Source organism: Methanolobus sp. ZRKC2, from assembly GCF_045291185.1.
Taxonomy (GTDB): domain Archaea; phylum Halobacteriota; class Methanosarcinia; order Methanosarcinales; family Methanosarcinaceae; genus Methanolobus.
This window is the reverse complement of record NZ_CP146980.1, coordinates 1666730-1684797: the sequence shown is the minus strand read 5'-3', so window position 1 is coordinate 1684797 and position 18068 is coordinate 1666730. Positions and strand designations below refer to the sequence as shown.

Genomic DNA, 18068 nt, shown 5'->3' with positions numbered 1-18068 from the left:
AGGATCGCAGAGTCCTTTTCTTTTTTTTCAATTTTTCTATACGGTGACGGTAAATAGCAGAATTGCAGCCGTGGTTAAGAAAAAAACACCATCTCTGAATGTTAATTTGCTCTTATGCATGTATATCTCGGCGCTATCGTTCCCGTAGCCTCTGCATAACATACTGGTGTATGTTCGCTCTCCTTGTTCATAAGAACGGATGAACAACGAGCTAATGGTATATCCTACCTGCTCAAGTATCCACCTGCGTGGTGCATTTTTGTTCCAGATGTCAAAAAGGCGGGTCTTTTGGGCTGTTCTGATGCGTTTGAGCATTATCCAGAATACAAATAGGTACCTGACCATCATTGTCAGCAGAAGTGTGAATTCCCTGGGAATTCCAAGACGTCTGGCGGATACGACCATGTCATTCATCTTCATTGTGGATGAAAGAAGTACGATGGAAGTCACGCAGACGGTGTACTTTGCCAGCAGAGTCAGGCCGAAGTATATGCCCTCATAGGTCATTGAAATACCAAATGGAAGTTCTGCATATACTGTGAATGTATCAATGAAGGGTTGCCTTACAAACGGTTGTATCAGGATCATGGCCAATCCGAAAGGCAGCACTGCAAGGAACCTGACCAGTACGTAGAACAGGTTTAGTCTTGCCAGCAGTATCAGGGAGATAAGATATAATTCGATTAGTGCAAGGCGAATAAAATTGCTATCATCTATACGCGGAAGGCTTACAGCAAAGACTATTATCGCTATCGTTGCAAGTATCTTGATCCTGCCGTCAAGCCTGTGGACAGGACTGTTCTTATAGGATTCTCTTTCGATGTCAGTAAGCGTTATTTGCATTTTCCTGCCTTTGCTTTCCCGCCTGCATTGCAAGAAGGCGCAGTATCTCATCCCTTGCATCAGATGGTGTTATCTTTATATCCACGTCAATTCCGCTTTCAAGTAAAAGCTCGAAAAGTTCTGCAATTCGTGGCATCCTGAGATGTGCATTTTCCAGAATATCATGTTTTTTGAATATTTCCCTGGCAGTCCCCTCTGCTTCGATCTTTCCGTGATGTATAACATAGACTCTGTCAGCGAAAAGTGGCACAATGTCTACATCATGCGTGGAAAGTATTACAGTAATCCCAAGTTCCCTGTTCATTTTCTCTATTACACTGATTACCTGATTGGCTGTCAGAGGGTCCAGTCCGGCAGTGGGTTCGTCAAGTACGACTACCTGAGGTCGCATGGCAAGTATACCGGCGATGGCAACGAGTTTTTTCTGCCCCCCGCTAAGGTGATGAGGTGAACGTTCCTCAAAACCGGACATATGTACAAGTTCAAGAGCTTCAGCAACCCTGCTTTCAACTACATTTTCCGACAGACCCATATTCATTGGTCCGAAGGCGACATCCTGTTCAACTGTGGGAGCCAGTATCTGGTCATCGGGATTCTGGAAAACAATTCCCACTGTCTGCCTAACATCTCTTATGTTTTTTCTGGAGATCTCCTGTCCATTAACAAAAACCTGTCCTGAGCTTGGTTTGATTATGCCGTTCAGGTGTTTGAATAGTGTTGATTTTCCAGCACCATTTGCTCCTAGGAGTGCTATTTTCTCTCCGGGATAAATTTTGAGGCTGACATTGTCAAGAGCTCTTGTTTTGCTGCTTGCATAAAAATATGAGGCGCTTTTTAGTTCTATTACAGGTGTATCTGGTGTCATGTTGATCGGTCGCTGTGCCTCTCAAGGAAATATGAGATTAAGTTTGCCGGATGGCACGTTTGGTTTTACATAAGGATGCTATTATAAATAGTTGTTTAGTGTTACCATTTTTGTATTTTATCACATCACTTTTATTTTGTTGATTTGTTCTGCCTGTCTAATCATAATGTAGAATATGTTCGATACGAGATACGAAAAGAGTACTAAGGCGCTAAAATATATCTAGTAACAGGACAAATAATAAAATGATGTTCAAAAAACTCCGCAGGTACCTTATTATTTTTCGTGTTTTTTTGAAATACAATCTTTTCAGTCTCGTATACTCAGAAGTCAATAATTATTATGTTTCCAATAAGCGCAACCTCTGTGTGCTGGATGTCAAGAATAGGAAAAAAGCCAAAAATTTAAGGATGGCTCTGGAAGAACTTGGCCCGACATTTATCAAGTTGGGGCAAATTTTGAGCAAAAGACCTGATATCGTCTCTCCGGTATATGTGGAAGAACTGTCTAATCTCCAGGACAACGTCAGGTCTGTTGATTTTGAATCTATGAAAGTGGCTTTTGATGCTTTTCAATGCAGGGTAAATGGCTCGAGTCAGGAAGAAAGTGATTTCAATGTACTGGATGTTTTTGATCATTTCAACACTACTCCGATAGCCTCTGCTTCTATTGCACAGGTATATGAGGCAGTACTGAATGGCAGGAAGGTTGCAGTGAAGATCACACGGCCTGATCTTGTTGATACAATAAATCTGGATCTTGATATACTCGATGATATGAAGCCTCTCATTGTGAGGGTTCTGGGTCTGGGTAGTAATTTTGATATTGATGCTTTCCTTTTTGAGTTCAGAGACCTCCTGAACAGGGAAATTGATCTCAGGAATGAAGCCAGGAACATTAAGCGTTTCAGAGATAATTTTGAGGATATTAAGGACGTGCATGTCCCTGCTGTCTATGATGAATATTCCAATGAAGGTGTGCTGGTCATGGATTACATGGAAGGCATTCCTGTCAGGAAACTTCCACAAACGTCTGCTGAAAAAAGTAAGTGGTATGCAAAGATTATCAGCCAGAGCTACCTGAAGCAGGTCTATCTTGATGGCTTCTATCATGCCGATCCTCACAGTTCTAACATCCTCATTCGGGAAGACGGCATTGCCTACATTGATTTTGGGGCTGTAGGAACTCTTGATGATGAACTACGTCGCAATATGCTTAACCTATTTTATGGCATCTATAAGAAAAAAGTGGACATAGTTTTTGAGGCATTCCTGAAGATATCTGGAACCTACAAGGAAGATATCGATGTGCGTCGCTTCAAGATAGATCTTGATGATATCATTTCGAAGCAGAATTATTCCGTAGGAGAGAGGCAAAGTGATAACTATGCGACGCTTGGTTTGAAGTACAACCTCTCACTTCCCAGTGAGTTCTCGACCCTGGAGAGAGCATTAATACTCATCGAAGCCAACTGCTTTGAACTTGATCCGAAGTTCAACCTGCTGGAAAATGCGAAGAATATTATCACCCAGGTATTTCTCAAGCGTTATTCTCCCTTCGAGGCTGCAGAGTATCTCCAGCTCGAAGGAGATCGATACCTTGAAATTGTTAGAAACCTGCCTCAGGGTGTGAACGATGTAATCGAGACGATAAGAGGTTACAGGATCGAGAGGTTTGAGCAGAAGAGCCGGGAGATCAAACGCTATCGTACTGCTGACACTGTTCTGAAATATATCTTCCTGTTGACAATCCTACTTTCTTCGGCATACATGGCTGTAAATGGTGGAGGATATCTACCAATACTGGGCGTTGTCGGATTCAGCAGTGCCATTATTCTTTTTGGAATGATGTTCTTCAAACATTATTGAATGAAGGAGTATTTAGTCGATTATTCATCTCTATATCCTGGCTTGATATTTTAACAATTAAGCAAATCATGCCTACGGCTGGATACTCAGGATGTCTGATTAGTTAAGTAAAAAAAGAAGATGTTGCCCGCCACAAGGCGAGCAAAGTAATTTATTCTTATCCGAAGAGTGCTCCGAGGCCGGCCATTCCGTCCTCTTCTGCTTCTTCCTCAGCTTCTTCTTCTGCAGCTGCCTCTTCCTCGGCAGGTGCTGCTTCTGCTGCTGCTGCAGGTGCGCCTGCTGCTGCTGGTGCTGCAACTGCTGCGGTTGCCATTGCCTCTTCGATGTCTACATCTTCAAGAGCTGCAACGAGTGCCTTGGCACGTGCGTCGTTAACTTCTATACCTGCTGCCTGAAGTACGGCAACAATTGCTTCTTCTGTAATGTCTTTACCAGCTTTGTGCAATAAAAGTGCTGCATATATGTATTCCATGTGAAATCACCTTTTGTTTATCAATGTAATTTATGTGTAAATGTCTAAAACTTATTCTTATCCGAAGAGTGCTCCAAGGCCGGCCATTCCGTCCTCTTCTGACTCCTCTTTTTCTTCTTCCTTCTCTTCAGCTGCTTCCTCTTCTTCAACAGCTTCGGATACTTCTGCTGTCACAGCAGCAGCTGTAGCCCTTGCGCCAAGAGCCTCTTTCAGTTCATCGTCAACAGCTTCTTCATCATTGGCAGATGCTGCTGATGCAACTGAAAGCATCTGGGACTGTGCCTTTCCAAGCAGGGATCCCATAATTTCCGGCTCGAACACTGCTGCATTGATTCCAAGATTGCGAGACTCTGCTGCAGCCTTTGAGATGAGCGTAGTGATATTGTCCTTTGTCGGATATGTTGCGTTGACTGACAGGTTGAATGCCTGCTGAGTTGCCAGAACGATATCTGAGAAGTACTTGCTCTCATCGATTGCCAGTACATCTGGTGTGAAAACAGATCCAGCTTCCATAACTGCCCTGAGATCAAGACCAACTTCTACAGGGTAGATTTCAAGCCTTGTGAGCATAGATGCAAGTTTCTGTGAAACGACTTCTCCTGCTTTTGCAACGACTTTTGTCTCCCTGACAACTACTTTTCCACCGTCGATCGCTGCAGGTATTCCTACGCTTTGCAGATCACCCAGTATTGGTCCGGGTGGGAAGCTTGTTGGCCCTTCCTCGACAACAATATCATTGGGTGCGATTGCTCCACCTTTGATCGGGGATGGGCTTTTACTCTGCTCTAACGTCTTATAAAGCTTGAAAGGATTGTTCTCGGTGAACACCAGAGCGGTCTGGACATCGATGTATTCATCCATCTTTTTGATGTCATCGTCTGATTCGTCAAATGCTCTTTTAATGAGAGTGTTCCTTGCCACCTTTAAAACAGCTGTTCCCTGAAGACCTCTTCTCATCTTCTGGAGCTGCTTTGCCGGAATTCCGCCGATACCTACTACTCCGAGCAGGGGATAGTTGTTTATGAGCTCCTTTATGTCCTCAACTTCTTTTTTCTTCCATTGAGGTACATGCTCTGTGTGGTGAACTTCTTCCATTTACATCACCTTCACGGACTTACCCATAGTAGTCGTAACATAGATCGATTTTATGTTGTGCTTTCCCTTTTCGAGAGATTGCTCGACCCTATTCAAAACAGTCTCGACATTATCTGCCAGTTTGTTGACTTCCATGTCCTTGCGTCCGACTGCTACGTGGAAAGTGAGCTTATCTTTGGATCTTATCCTGATAGAGCTCCTTGCATTGTTCACAAGATCTGCAACGTTCTTGCCAGGTGGCAGAGGCGTTGGCATTTTACCTCTCGGGCCCAAAATAGCACCCAGGTTCTTACCTATCTGGGCCATGTACTGGACCTCTGCAATGAAGAAGTCGCATTCATTGGCAATGCTTCTGGCACGTGCTTTGTCTGAACCCAGTTCAGAAAGGTCTTCTTCTCCGAAGACATACTCGACACCTGCTTCCTTTGCCTGGAGGCTTACTTCTCCTTTTGCAAAAACAGCAATCCGGAGGTCTTTTCCAAGGCCATGTGGCAATAGAATTTCCTCATCGACACGATTTTTAGGTTGACTCATGTCAAGATTCTTTAAGTTAATTGCCAGGTCTACGCTTTCTGCGAATTTACGCTCCGAAGATTCCTGAAATAACTCGTTAATTGCATCTATTATATTTTGTTCTGCCATTCTTTACCTCCCGTAGTTTGAACATAATGTTCAGGCAGGACCATTTCGGTCTACTACGGCTTTTTTGCTTGAGTCCATCGGACTAAAGTCTATAGTCTAACGGGCTCTCCTTTATTTAAGCAATAGTTTTAAACTTATCGGTTAAAGCTGAATCTCGCCTGGAATTACCAAGCTTCATTTGCAAGCACTTCGTCAAATTTGCCTTCATCTATCTCTTTCTGGCATTCTCTTGCATCCATTCCTTCAGCAGTTACACCCATTGGCACGCATGCTCCAAGGACTTCTTTTACGGCTGCCTTCAATGTATAGGCAAGAATGTCGTCCTTTTTCATACGGGCTATCTTCGCAGCCTGTGGTAATTTTAGATCGCCTACGACTTCTGTGCCGGCAAGGCCGGACCCCTTCTGGATACCAACTTCCTGAAGGATCAGTGCTGCGGTAGGGGGAGTACCGACTTCTATCTCGAAGTTTTTGTTCGAATCAACTATTACTTTGACAGGGACCTGCATCCCATTGAAATCTTTTGTTTTCTCATTGATCTTATCGATCACGTCTTTGACGTTAATCCCGAGGGGGCCAAGAGCCGGACCAAGTGGTGGTCCGGGATTTGCCTTTCCTCCAGGCACCAGTGCTTCAACAACATCTGCCATTTGACTATCACCGTTGGATTTTAATTATTGATAAAATGTATCAGGAATTTTCCTCTTCCTCTTTCCTGAGGACTCTTACAGTATCACCACGAATAGTTATAGGTATCGGTACGACTGCATCAAAGAGTTCCACTGTAATTTCTTCATGACCTTCATCCACTCTTTTTACACGTGCCCTTTCTCCCTTGAAAGGTCCGGATGTTACTTCGATTATTGCACCCTCTGTGATGCCTGTAACAGTTGGTTTTGGTGTAAGGAAATGGGATATTTCTTCGATGCTTGATTTTCCTTTCACTACTGCCCTTGCATGTGGAACTGTCTGGATTGCCTGTTCCACCTCTCCGGGGTCTGGGGCTTCAATAAGAACGTACCCTTTTAGTTCGTCAGGTGCAATTATTGCCCTGATGTCCAGATGATCTTTCCGTGCAACTAAGGTAATCAGATTTGCAACAGAACGTTCCTGATTTGCAGTGGTTTTTACAACAAATATTGCAGACTCTTCGACCATACTCACACCAATTGTGGTATCTCTACCAGCAATACATATATAAGGAATCCGACAAACCCGATTGCAAGAATTCCAAGTCCTGCGACCTTGGCAATCATCTGGAATTCCTCGCGTGAAGGTTTCTTTGTCAGTTTGAGAACCCTGAGATATGTCTTCAGAGTCTGGCCCATATTACTGTTCATTTTGTTTAGATCAAATGCATTTTCTGCCAAGTACATCACAACCGGTCATACCTGATGAATATATAAGAATGGATTGTTTGAGGCTGCATTGAAATATAAGCATTTCTATCAAATGCCGAATTCCAGCGCCATTTAAATAACGTCAATAATAAAATACTTTTCGATTGAAGGGTGAGTTTCTCACCTTCCAATCTTTATCTCTTAAAAATAGGTATTACTTTACGAAATCAATTCCGTATCTTCTGGTCACGTTCTTCGCGCCGCCGTGGCCGTATATCTGTGGAGATTTTACACCTGTAACAACAATCATTGTGCGCACTGTCTGCTCAAGTGAATTGTCGATCTGTGCTCCCCAGATGAGTCTTGCGTCAGGGTCAATTCGACTGTACACTTCCTGTACAACACTCTCTGCTTCTGCAATTGTCATGTCAGGTCCACCGACAACATTTACAAGAGCTGAAGTTGCACCCGAAATATCAACATCGAGTAATGGACTGCGAAGTGCTTTTTGTACTGATTCAACAGCTTTCATCTCGCCATCGGCTTCACCAAGCCCGATCATGGCGACACCACCGTTCTGCATTACTGTTCTCACATCTGCAAAGTCAAGGTTTACAAGACCTGGTTTTGTAATAAGCTCCGTAATACCCTTAACAGCTCTCATCAGTACCTCGTCGGATACCTTAAAGGCTGCCTGAAGTGGAAGTCTTGGAACTACTTCAAGAAGCTTGTCGTTGGGCACAACAATAACAGTGTCAGCTACTTCTCTCAGCCTTTCAAGTCCTGCTTCTGCATTTGTGCGTCGGACATGTCCTTCAACACCGAATGGAAGTGTCACGACAGCAATTGTCAATGCGCCCGCATCTCTTGCAGCTTCGGCAACCACCGGTGCAGATCCTGTTCCGGTTCCTCCGCCCAAGCCTGCAGTAATGAACACCATGTCACTGCCGGTTACGGCATCTGCAATATCATCTACGCTTTCAAGGGCTGCATCTTCTCCTATTTGTGGAAGGCTGCCTGCACCAAGTCCTCTTGTCTTTTTCTTTCCGATGAGTATCTTCCTGTCGGCGCTAATATCCAGAAGATGTTGTGCATCGGTGTTAAGGGCAATAAGCTCAGCACCCTTTATTCCTTCGTCTGCCATTCTCTGGGTACTGTTGGATCCGCCGCCGCCGCAACCGATTACTTTAATATTGGTTTGCAACTCACGTAACAGGTCTTCAAGCTCGGCATTGATTTCTTTATGGTCAGGATTTGCAGCCGAACTACGAAGATGTGACTCCTGTTCAGATCTCGCCAGTGCCTCTTCTACTATGGATTTCATCTTTTTTCCCTCAAGTGAAAATCGTATGTTTAACTCCGGGTAGGGTTATATGGTGGATTAATTAATGGGATTTCTTTAATCTTTCGCATATGGACCATTTCCGGCCCGATCGTCCTTCCATTAACTGTAACTGTTTCCCTGTTTGCCAGTTTACCGTACAGCGGACCGGGGTTTACGCCCATTTCTTTTGCCATCTCGGGACTGAATCTTTCGGTAACTATGTACAGCAGATTCTCCTGTGGGACATATTTAACTTCATAATGCTCTTTTAGTATTTTAATGCATTCATTTATGATATCCTGCATCGTAATTTTGATATGTTCCGCAAGGCCAAGCATGTAATTCGATAAGGTTCCGTTCTCTTTTTCTATGTAAACGACCGGGAACTTCTCCAGGGATTCCATGAAGGCTTCCCTGTCAACTATAACAGTTTCCTGCAACAATTCTTTGCTTAATTCTATTTTTTTGACATCGTCACTTTTTTGTAAATTTTTCCGTGTCCTGTCATATTCACTTCTGAATTTTTCTGTTATCCTGAATCCTCCTCCTGTGCATAACTCCTCTACTTTTTCCTTTATTTTGAGGAACATGTCCCACTTTAGATGTCCTAGTTCCTTGATTTCGCCCTCACGTAATATCAAATATCCGAGTTCCCGGATAATTCCATGCATCTTTTCTCTTTCTGAAGATGACATCGACTTCCTGTCGAAATACACAAAATTCGCTCCGGACTTATCAAAAGCTTGCTCTATCAGATTTTTATCAATGTCAGCAAGCTGGTAATCCGGGAAATTATGGCCAAAGGTGATCTTCTCCTCAAGCAAAAGTTTTGTCTGCCTGCTTGCATAGTGCCCTCCTCCGAAACCAATAGCAATCGGAACATTTTCAACATTTATATCCAGAATTGCTTTTGCAACAATTTCTCCTGCTAGGGGGTCAGACCACTGTTTCTCTCCACTTCCTATTTCTGCATACACCATTGGAGTTCTGATGTCCGTAGGTCCATGGTGTGTGGACTCCATATTAATTTCGTAGTTTGTCCCTTGTGCCATTTTTTGCATATTTTTCAGAATAGAACGTAACATATAAGGTGCAGGTGTCGATAACTCGTAAGGATTTCCTCCGAAGTCTGCATTTTTGACGTTACCTGTGAAATGCGCGGTCAATACTGATCTCCCATCATTGCTTTTGTGTTTTGAGGCAACGATAATGAGGTCTGTGTCGTACCCGTATTTTTTCATTTTCTCGTCGATACGATCCTGATATATATGGTGCTGATCAATTTCTATAATGCGATACTTGTTATTCTCATGAATGCTGACGAGCTCGTTCCATGACTCAGGAAGTTCTTTCTGGATTTTCCATTCTCCTGATAAAAGCAGATGTTCTTTGATGTTCAGGCCCGCTTTGTCAACTGTCGAACACAATATATTGATTTTTTTTTCATTCATAAATTTTCAGCAAGTATGTTATTTTTATAAATATAGCTTGTTCTAATGAGTTTATATTTTTTTTGCTTATTTTATAAAATCCCTTTCTACTATACTATAGAAGCAACAATGTCTCATTTCAGTAAACTTAAAACATATTGTGCCATCTGTATGTTTTGATCTCAGAAAAAGTATGATTCCGGTTAATACAAGTGAAGTGATGATATGGGCAATATTACTATTGACAATGTTTTTATTGAATGGTTAGGATACGCAGGTTTTATGATTAAGGCAGATGATCTGGTGATACATATCGATCCCTATATTTTGCCTGACCCTCTTCCTCTTGAAGATATGGCAGACATCATCCTGATTACGCATGAGCATGAGCATCACTGCCATCCTGATTCTATTAGAAAAGTCCGCAAATCAAATGCTACTACTTTAATTCCGGAAAATCTGAGTTTGCAGTTTCGGGGAGATGCAAGGAGGGTCATAGAAGGTGATTCTCTGACCGGTGAATTGACTATAAAAGATGTAGGTGTCGAAGTAGTTCCTGCTTACAGCAAAGAATCACCCTGCCATGCCAGGGGTGAAGGGGTAGGATATGTGGTTGATGTGGGTGACCTGAGGATATACCATGCAGGTGACACAGATCTCATACCTGAAATGAATGGTTTGTATGCTGATGTAGCATTACTCCCCATCGGAGGAACCTTTACAATGAATGAGGAGCAGGCAACTGAGGCAACTATGATGCTTTCACCAAAAGTCGTGATTCCCATGCATTATGGTGCGGATGATTCTCTGGCAGATCCTAAAAAATTCCGGGAACTTGTAAATGAAAAGGCTCCCGCGGTAGACGTTGTGATCCTTTGACTTGCATATATGGGCAGGATATCCATGGCGAAACATAGGCAGAAAAAAAAGGTCCTGGCAAAGGAAATTGCTATTGAGCGCATAAATTATCTGTTCGACATTGCTGGCCGGGAATATTCGGACAATCCTGGTAAGAGTGACAGGTATGTTTCCCTTGCAAAGAAGATAGGTATGCGCTATCGAGTAAGCATTCCTTCGGAACTGAAAAAAAGGATGTGCAAAGGATGCGGCTCTTTTCTGACTCCTGGTGGTAATTGCAGGGTTCGTTTGAAGGGCGGATTCCTTCTTATCACATGCATTAAATGCGGTAAAGTGCAGCGTTATTTGCTACCAGAAGAGGAGAATCCTTCAGTTCCGTTAGCTGATAAATGATAACAACTTAGTTATCAGGTAGGCAACAATGAACATAATTGCACCCATTGCAACGTAGAGAAAGATGTTTCTGTACACCTCTTCTTTTTCGGAGCCGGGCTTTATACCAAATCCTCCACTACATCCGCCTGAGCCGCAGGAATTACAAGCTATGTTTTTATTGGAGGGCTTCTGAGGATTTTTGTTGAGCACCGGAAGAATTATCTTTTCTGACATTAGTTGCCACTTATGTTTTCATTTGATTTAGCTATTTGCAAGATTAGTGTTCAAAACAAAATAAGCGTGAAGCGACGAGAGGGGGATTCGAACCCCCGAGGCGCATAGCACCACAGGATTAGCAATCCTGCGCCATACCGGGCTTGGCTATCTCGTCAAAAAGCGAGTTCATTCCTTAATGCAATTCATCTATTTAATGCTTTCCGGCTTTATTAAAGTGACAGGCATGCCGCAAGTCGTTGTTTTTCCCATTTCCAAGTAGTCTATAATCTCTTCTCCACCCCGCAGCCCTACAAGCGATAGCTGTCCACGGTAGGTCTGCTCCCTTCCGGGCCTGGACTGGTTCCCGCAGTTAAGATATAAAAACAAGTTCTCCAACAAGCTCTTATATCAACACCATCCAAGCAGGACGGGGTTTCTCAGTTGAGATCACAGGTTTGAAAATGATCCGAACATCTCCTATTGGCTTCGTCTCCCGCATATCGGCGATTTCGGGTTACAGGTAACGCCGGCCTACCCAGACTAGCCCGCCACCACCTACATATGCATAACTGTTTATAAATGTATCCTTTGCGATTCATGAAAAAATGAGCAATAATCCCGGTAAGAAAACAATTATAGTATGTAGTCATATTTACCAAGGGAGGCAAAAAATGGAAGACTTGATCGGATTTGTAAGCGGTAATAAAAATCGTCAGAAATTACTTACTCTATTGGGGTCAAAACATAGCCTGGATGCAGGAAAAATGGCCAAGAACATGCATGTAGCTTCTCCTTCGGTGAACAAGATAATTCAGGAGTTGCTTGAAAAGAATCTTATAAAACAGGATGGTAACTCTTATAGTCTAACAGAGCTCGGTGAAACTGTTGAGAAAAAAATACAGAGTATCTGAATTCCTTTTTCTATATTGCGGGATTAAATCAGTGTGTCTGTGCGCAATTTAATCCCTTCTTCTGTTATTGCGTACTCTTTCACAGACCTTTTGTGTTTTGTTCCCCTTGATTTTATTATACACATGTATCTGCGGTTCTTTGCTTTGGAATTGTGAAGGACGACAACTGAGTCCATCAAAAAGGCAACGTCTATCTTCTCATCGCTCTGACCTTCAGAAGGACTTATTTCTGTCGTGAAAAGTGATGTGATGTTCTTACTTTTAAGGTGACTTGTAAGTGAGTGGATGTATGTTCGTAATTTCAGGTTATCGGATATTGACATCTCTAAATTGTTAATTCCATCAAAAAATACTCTGCATGCCTGCATTTTTTCAATGGTGTTTTTTATGTGGGTCGAATGTTCGGCGGGATATATGTTACCGGGGTTAGTACAAATGAATTGCAGAAGGCCGCTGTCAACGTAGGATTCCAGTTCCCAGCCAATTCTTTTTGCATCCATTATTAATTGATGAGGTGAGTCCTCAAAAGTTACTATAAGACAGGGTTCATCGTTCTCAAGCCCGTGGTATATGAATTGAAGACCGAATATCTTTTTCCCGGTGCCAGGTCTCCCTGCAATGAGAGTGCTACTGTATTTGAGCAAACCTCCTCCCAGCATTGCATCAAGGCCCGGAATGCCTGCTTCAACACGCAGGTCTTCCAATTTGAAATCATTCTCCGGTTTTATGGGCGGATAAACTGTGAAACCACTTGATGTTATATCATACAGGTATTTCCAGGAGGTGATTTCTGAACGTTTTCCGGGATCTATACCACGCATTTTAATAAATTCCAGATAGTGATCCGCTCTTGAACCGTTCTCCCCTCTTGACATGTATATTATCCCGTCTGAAAGATGACTTACCACTGATTGATGCAATTCGGACTTGACAAGTTCTCCGACAAGCAAGGTTAGCATATCTCTTTCCTGAAGCATTGAGTCCAGAGTGTAAAAAAACCGTCTCCTTTCCTGTTCAACGAATCCGAATCCCAGAGGAGTGATGGGATCAATGACCAGTCTGTCGGGCTTGACCGATTCAATTACATTTCCTATGTCGATCAATGTTGTCAGGGGATCTTTCTCAGAAAGTTGTCGGTTTATAGCATGCACTTCAAAGGAGTCGTCGAAGAAATCAAGAGTGGAATGGTACATTTTCAGTTTACTGACTTTAGAGGTGGTTATCGGGATGTACAGGGTTGTTTCTCCCTGCTTGGATGCTTCTGAAAGCATCTGGAGGGACATTATGGTCTTCCCTACTCCTGCCGTACCAGCTATCAGTAATGTGGCAGGTGACTTAAAGCCTCCGAGTAACTCATCCAGGCTTTCAATTCCACAGGTTATGTTCTTTAGTTCTTCCATTTTATCTTCTGGCTTTTTTGTGTGGCTGAATTCCGATAGTGTTTTTATTCATAAAATTAAAATATATTTAAAAATATTACTTTTTAGGTGATTCCATGAACTATCGGTGTTCTGTATGTGAAGGAAAAATGAACAGGTGGAGATTTCCGGTTCTTAAAAGGCATGATCACTTCGGCCGTGCCCTTGCAATTTATAAATGTGTGGAGTGCGGTCATGAGGAAATGTATCCGGATATTTGATTTTCCTTTATTAACATACTTTTTTATTAGAACATTGAGTATACTTCTTCATGCGGATGTATGACAAAACCTTCGGGTGTAATGTCGTACGGATGGATTTTTTTGCTATGGTCTGAACCGCGCATTTTAAAGATCTCCATGCTTCTCATACGCACGTTCTCATGTCTTTTGTAATATAATACTATGGTCCCATCTGTCACGAAGTTTTCAACACCGAATCGTGAGGGGTTTTCCTCGTCTATAAGCTCACATGTCATCATGGAAGTCAGGCCGATAACTTCGAGCGTAGTACTCAATTTAAGGAGTTCTATCCTTATCTTGGCCGGGTCCTGAAGATAGAAACTTACCGAAGTTGTTGAATCTACAAGTGCACGTCTGGCGTTAATTTCTTCCTGGGTGGCAATGATCTGATCCATCATTGAACGTATGTCAAAAGGACGGACATCCACATATTTCTCCTGTGAAGGGATGCCTATTTTCGTCGAACATGCGTCAATAATCACCAGTTTGTTCTCTTCTTCAAGTGCTTCTAGGTCCCAACCGAATTTCATGACATTTTCCCTGATTTGTTCAGGTCTTTCTTCTGTGGCCACTATGACTCCGTTTTCACCGTACTTGGTAATTCCGTTGTAGATAAACTGAATTGAGAAGTTGGTTTTTCCAGCTCCCGATGTGCCGGATATCAGGTATGTTCTGTCTCGGATGAGCCCGCCTCCGCACAACTCATCAAATCCGGGTATCCCTGTTTTTACCCGGTTAGCCTCATCTTCCATTGAGATTTCCTCAGAAACTGCACCATCGAACATTTTACTTTTTCACTCCTATGATCTCGGTAATTTCCTGCATACGTCCTGAGATAGATGATATTTATCCGGACCTATATCTGTAGATATAATTTGAATGCTATGTCTTTTATTGTATTGCGCATATAAATATATTGAGGTGATTCTAATGATTATGGGGACTTTCCATTTTCTGAAAAGTCTCATATCAGGATCATGTATCGACAATATCCAAATTCTATTGTTGTTCAGGTACTTTTCTATTTAAGTATCCTCCAGGCACTTCGACATTTCCCGTTAAATGCATCGATATTTGCCAATGCAACGTGATAATTACTCGAATTTAGACCACAAAAGATTTAAAACGGCAATTGATTAATAGAACACTTGTAATCCAATATGACGGGATTAGGAGGGTGATGAAGTCTCCTTCGGCAATTAACGAATTTGACGGATTGTCGCGTTCGGCTGAAGATTCTGTAAAACGCACTTGCGTTTTATGAAATGATTCTCACTCCTTCACAAGTTAGAACTAAACGGAGGAAAAAAATGAACAGATTTACAACAATTGCACTCGTTGCTCTCTTAGCAATTGCAGCACTTATTGTGCCAGCATCTGCTCAGATGGAAGTAATCGAAGTGCGCAGCAATGTGTACAATGGTACACAGGCTGCAGCCACAGTTACAATAACACCAACAGAATTTGCAGGATTTTTCTACGACATTGACGACGACATTGGTTCAGAATCAATGAATCTCACAACTGAAAGTGACACAAGCAGGACTATTCCTGAGGGTGACCTTAACTACTCAACCACAATCGAACAGGTAGAGTATGAAGCAGACTTTGAAGTTGAAGAAGGTGCAACCAACAATGACAGCTACCCGGTTCTCGGTCTCTTTGCAGAGAAGTTTGTCGCAACAAATGACGACACTCCTGATGAACTTATGAAGTTGCTTCTCGACAACGATGACAAGTACACACTCAGGACCGGTTCCGCACTTGAGCTGCCAAACGGCTACGAACTTACCGCAAAGCAGATCGATGTAGAGGGTGACAAGGTCTGGATGGAACTCTCCAGGGATGGCGAGTTCATCGAGGATGAAGTTATCGATGTAATAGGTGGCGAAGCAACATGGACCTATGACACAGATGTAGGCGACACAGACGATGTAATCGTCTTCAGGGCACTCATCACCGATGTGTTCCAGGGTCAGGTCGACAGTCTTGCAGTAGTCGAGGGTCTCTACCTTGTAGAATACGAGGACTTGCTCACCATCGAGAACGATGATGAATTCGGCGACCTTGAAGTAACTGAAATTGCTGACGCAACCATCACAATGGAGAGTACCGGTTCAGTAACTCTCAGTAAGGACGACACCGTTGACATCGCAGAAGGCCTGAGCTTCGAAGTAGCAGATGACGACGATATCAGATTCTATCTCATGAAGGAATACACCGAGCCAGGAACCTACGAGATCAGGGGAGAAGTTGCAACAGGTGCAGAGACCTGGACTCCAACAAACTTTGCAGGATTCTTCTACGACCTTGATGACGATATCGGCGCAGAGGAGCTTAAAATAGCATCACTTGACGACAGGACTATTCCAGAAGGCGATCTTACATACAACACTTCAATCCAGCAGGTAGAGTATGAAGCAGTCTTTGAAGCTGAAGAAGGTGCAACCAACAATGACAGTTACCCAGTTGTCGGTCTCTTTGCAGAGAAGTTTGTCGCAACAAATGACGACACTCCTGATGAGCTTATGGAGCTGCTCCTTGACAACGACGACAAGTACACACTCAGGACCGGTTCCGCACTCGAGATGCCAAACGGTTATGAACTTACCGCAAAGCAGATCGATGTAGAGGGTGACAAGGTCTGGATGGAACTCTCCAAGGATGGCGAATTCGTCGAGGATGAAGTTATCGATGTAATAGGTGGCGAAGCAACATGGACCTATGACACAGATGTAGGTGACACAGACGATGTAATTGTCTTCAGGGCACTCATCACCGATGTGTTCCAGGGTCAGGTTGACAGTCTTGCAGTGGTCGAGGGTCTCTATCTTGTAGAATACGAGGACTTGCTCACTATCGAGACAGACGATGAATTCGGCGAACTTGAAGTTATGGAGATTGCTGACGAAACCATCTCAATGGAGAGCACAGGTTCAGTAACACTCAGCAAGGACGACACAGTTGACATCGCAGAAGATATGAGCTTCCTCGTTGCAGATGACGACGATCTCAGATACTACCCATTCGTCGAAATGACTATTGCCGGTGACGGCGTAGAAGCTCCAGAAGACGAAGCTCCAGAAGACGAAGCTCCAGAAGATGAAGCTCCAGAAGACGAAGCTCCAGAAGATGAAGCTCCAGAAGATGAAGCTCCAGAAGATGAAGCTCCAGAAGAAGAGCCACCTGTTGACAATGAGACTGGAGATGAAGAGCCAGCTCCAGGATTTGAAGCAGTCTTCGCAGTTGCAGGTCTTCTTGCAGTCGCATACCTTGTCAGAAGGAACTAAATAAACAATAAATGATAGAAGGGATTTTCCCTTCTAACAATTCTTTTTTTTAAGTTACTATTAAATCAACGTCTTTTTTTGCTGTTTAAATCGAGGTGAAGCAGTGGTAAATAAATTAATATTAGTATCAGTTTTGATCGTATTGGTGCTATGTGTTTCCGGTTGCACGGACGAACAGACTCCTGAAAGTGGGCAGGAAAATGCAAATACTACAAATGATGGTAATAGTTCAGACATTACCGAAATGTCATCAGAAGACCTGGCCGTAATAGCTGATCTTCCGGAAGGATATGAATATCTGGGAAGCCCTTCATTGACAGCAGAAGATGTCCAGGAGGATTATGTGAATTCTTCCGGCGTAGTTGCTGCGGCTGAGGGTTTGTATAAGGTAGATAGTGTTGATCTCTATGTGGATGTGATTGAATTTGAGAGCCCTGAGCTTGCAGAGGAGTTTGTATCCGATTACATATCAAGTTTCGATGAACTCCCGAGTGGAACACGCTTTGAAGAGGATTCCTTCAATGGGCACTCTGTCACGAGGATCAAGACATATGCTACTGTTGGCGGGGAGGATGTTGCCCGATACACTTACGTATGGAGTAATGAAAATTTCGTCTTTGTCGTTGGCGGAGCTACGGATGATTACTCAATTGTGCGTACACTTGCAGAAGCTACCGGGTATTAACCCGGCCTTTTTCCTTTTATGAAATAACATCCAATCGACATGTTTTAATACAACTTTCCCCTTCTAGATGCTGCATTGCCCGGATAGCCTAGTTGGTTGGGGCGCCAGACTCATAGGGAATATTAACCGTGCGTCCAAATCTCCTGAGACATCTGGAGGTCGCGTGTTCGAGTCACGCTCCGGGCATTTTATGC

Annotated in this window: 20 protein-coding genes, 2 tRNA genes and 1 other RNA gene; 8 read left to right on the top strand and 15 right to left on the bottom strand. The window is 43.1% G+C overall.

What is annotated here, in order from left to right:
• Positions 1-36 precede the first annotated feature (36 nt).
• Together cbiQ and V7O62_RS07930 are read right to left on the bottom strand one after the other, a co-directional pair.
• Complete coding sequence (cbiQ, locus tag V7O62_RS07935) at positions 37-843, bottom strand: cobalt ECF transporter T component CbiQ (protein ID WP_406655707.1); 807 nt, start codon at positions 841-843, stop codon at positions 37-39.
• Positions 824-1708 (bottom strand): energy-coupling factor ABC transporter ATP-binding protein, encoded by an 885-nt coding sequence (locus V7O62_RS07930; RefSeq protein ID WP_406655706.1) that lies wholly within the window; start codon positions 1706-1708, stop codon positions 824-826. Before V7O62_RS07930 ends, cbiQ begins: the two co-directional genes overlap by 20 nt.
• Positions 1709-1953: 245 nt before the next feature.
• On the opposite strand from V7O62_RS07930, the gene V7O62_RS07925 reads away from it, so the two are divergent.
• A complete protein-coding gene (locus V7O62_RS07925) occupies positions 1954-3576 on the top strand; it encodes an ABC1 kinase family protein (RefSeq protein ID WP_406655704.1) in 1623 nt (540 codons plus the stop codon).
• Positions 3577-3733: 157 nt separating this feature from the next.
• Here V7O62_RS07925 and rpl12p read toward each other — a convergent pair whose 3' ends face one another.
• The 8 genes from rpl12p to V7O62_RS07885 form a co-directional block, all read right to left on the bottom strand.
• Positions 3734-4048 (bottom strand): 50S ribosomal protein P1, encoded by a 315-nt coding sequence (gene rpl12p, locus V7O62_RS07920; RefSeq protein ID WP_406655703.1) that lies wholly within the window; start codon positions 4046-4048, stop codon positions 3734-3736.
• Positions 4049-4105: 57 nt separating this feature from the next.
• Positions 4106-5143: a 50S ribosomal protein L10 gene (locus tag V7O62_RS07915; RefSeq protein ID WP_406655702.1), complete on the bottom strand. Its 1038-nt coding sequence runs from the start codon at positions 5141-5143 to the stop codon at positions 4106-4108.
• Entirely contained in the window at positions 5144-5785 is a 642-nt protein-coding gene (locus tag V7O62_RS07910; protein ID WP_406655701.1) for a 50S ribosomal protein L1, read from the bottom strand.
• Positions 5786-5949: 164 nt separating this feature from the next.
• A complete protein-coding gene (locus tag V7O62_RS07905) occupies positions 5950-6435 on the bottom strand; it encodes a 50S ribosomal protein L11 (RefSeq protein WP_406655700.1) in 486 nt (161 codons plus the stop codon).
• 40 nt (positions 6436-6475) lie between these two features.
• Positions 6476-6943: a transcription elongation factor Spt5 gene (locus V7O62_RS07900; RefSeq protein ID WP_406655699.1), complete on the bottom strand. Its 468-nt coding sequence runs from the start codon at positions 6941-6943 to the stop codon at positions 6476-6478.
• 2 nt (positions 6944-6945) lie between these two features.
• Positions 6946-7125, bottom strand: a complete 180-nt coding sequence (locus V7O62_RS07895) for a protein translocase SEC61 complex subunit gamma (RefSeq protein WP_406655698.1) — start codon at positions 7123-7125, stop codon at positions 6946-6948.
• Positions 7126-7339: 214 nt separating this feature from the next.
• The gene (gene ftsZ, locus V7O62_RS07890) at positions 7340-8449 is read right to left on the bottom strand and encodes a cell division protein FtsZ (protein ID WP_406655697.1); all 1110 of its coding nucleotides are present in this window, start codon (positions 8447-8449) and stop codon (positions 7340-7342) included.
• A 29-nt stretch (positions 8450-8478) separates the two neighbouring features.
• On the bottom strand, positions 8479-9900 hold the full coding sequence (locus tag V7O62_RS07885; protein WP_406655696.1) for a D-aminoacyl-tRNA deacylase: 1422 nt from the start codon (positions 9898-9900) through the stop codon (positions 8479-8481).
• A 204-nt stretch (positions 9901-10104) separates the two neighbouring features.
• On the opposite strand from V7O62_RS07885, the gene V7O62_RS07880 reads away from it, so the two are divergent.
• Both V7O62_RS07880 and V7O62_RS07875 read left to right on the top strand, forming a co-directional pair.
• Positions 10105-10758 (top strand): MBL fold metallo-hydrolase, encoded by a 654-nt coding sequence (locus tag V7O62_RS07880; RefSeq protein ID WP_406655695.1) that lies wholly within the window; start codon positions 10105-10107, stop codon positions 10756-10758.
• A 24-nt stretch (positions 10759-10782) separates the two neighbouring features.
• Positions 10783-11130: a ribonuclease P protein component 4 gene (locus V7O62_RS07875; protein ID WP_406655694.1), complete on the top strand. Its 348-nt coding sequence runs from the start codon at positions 10783-10785 to the stop codon at positions 11128-11130.
• Here V7O62_RS07875 and V7O62_RS07870 read toward each other — a convergent pair.
• From V7O62_RS07870 to ffs, 3 genes are all read right to left on the bottom strand, one after another.
• The gene (locus V7O62_RS07870) at positions 11116-11346 is read right to left on the bottom strand and encodes a hypothetical protein (RefSeq protein WP_406655693.1); all 231 of its coding nucleotides are present in this window, start codon (positions 11344-11346) and stop codon (positions 11116-11118) included. The genes V7O62_RS07875 and V7O62_RS07870 overlap by 15 nt on opposite strands.
• Positions 11347-11418: 72 nt before the next feature.
• Positions 11419-11503 (bottom strand) — tRNA-Ser (locus V7O62_RS07865).
• 61 nt (positions 11504-11564) lie between these two features.
• An RNA gene (gene ffs / locus V7O62_RS07860) (signal recognition particle sRNA) lies at positions 11565-11879 on the bottom strand.
• A 120-nt stretch (positions 11880-11999) separates the two neighbouring features.
• Here ffs and V7O62_RS07855 point away from each other — a divergent pair.
• The gene (locus V7O62_RS07855; protein WP_406655692.1) at positions 12000-12239 is read left to right on the top strand and encodes a winged helix-turn-helix domain-containing protein; all 240 of its coding nucleotides are present in this window, start codon (positions 12000-12002) and stop codon (positions 12237-12239) included.
• A 23-nt stretch (positions 12240-12262) separates the two neighbouring features.
• On the opposite strand, the gene V7O62_RS07850 is transcribed toward V7O62_RS07855, so the two are convergent.
• Positions 12263-13639: an RAD55 family ATPase gene (locus tag V7O62_RS07850; protein ID WP_406655691.1), complete on the bottom strand. Its 1377-nt coding sequence runs from the start codon at positions 13637-13639 to the stop codon at positions 12263-12265.
• 95 nt (positions 13640-13734) lie between these two features.
• Between V7O62_RS07850 and V7O62_RS07845 the strand changes: the two genes are divergently transcribed.
• A complete protein-coding gene (locus V7O62_RS07845; RefSeq protein WP_406655690.1) occupies positions 13735-13878 on the top strand; it encodes a hypothetical protein in 144 nt (47 codons plus the stop codon).
• Positions 13879-13904: 26 nt separating this feature from the next.
• Here the strand turns inward: V7O62_RS07845 and V7O62_RS07840 are convergent, their stop codons facing one another.
• Positions 13905-14684, bottom strand: a complete 780-nt coding sequence (locus V7O62_RS07840; protein ID WP_406655689.1) for an ATPase domain-containing protein — start codon at positions 14682-14684, stop codon at positions 13905-13907.
• Between the two features lie 525 nt (positions 14685-15209).
• On the opposite strand from V7O62_RS07840, the gene V7O62_RS07835 reads away from it, so the two are divergent.
• The 3 genes from V7O62_RS07835 (at position 15210) to V7O62_RS07825 (ending at position 18060) form a co-directional block, all read left to right on the top strand.
• Positions 15210-17189: an S-layer protein domain-containing protein gene (locus V7O62_RS07835; protein WP_406655688.1), complete on the top strand. Its 1980-nt coding sequence runs from the start codon at positions 15210-15212 to the stop codon at positions 17187-17189.
• A gap of 103 nt (positions 17190-17292) precedes the next feature.
• The gene (locus V7O62_RS07830) at positions 17293-17874 is read left to right on the top strand and encodes a hypothetical protein (RefSeq protein ID WP_406655687.1); all 582 of its coding nucleotides are present in this window, start codon (positions 17293-17295) and stop codon (positions 17872-17874) included.
• A gap of 77 nt (positions 17875-17951) precedes the next feature.
• Positions 17952-18060 (top strand) — tRNA-Met (locus V7O62_RS07825).
• The last annotated feature ends 8 nt before the right edge of the window (positions 18061-18068 follow it).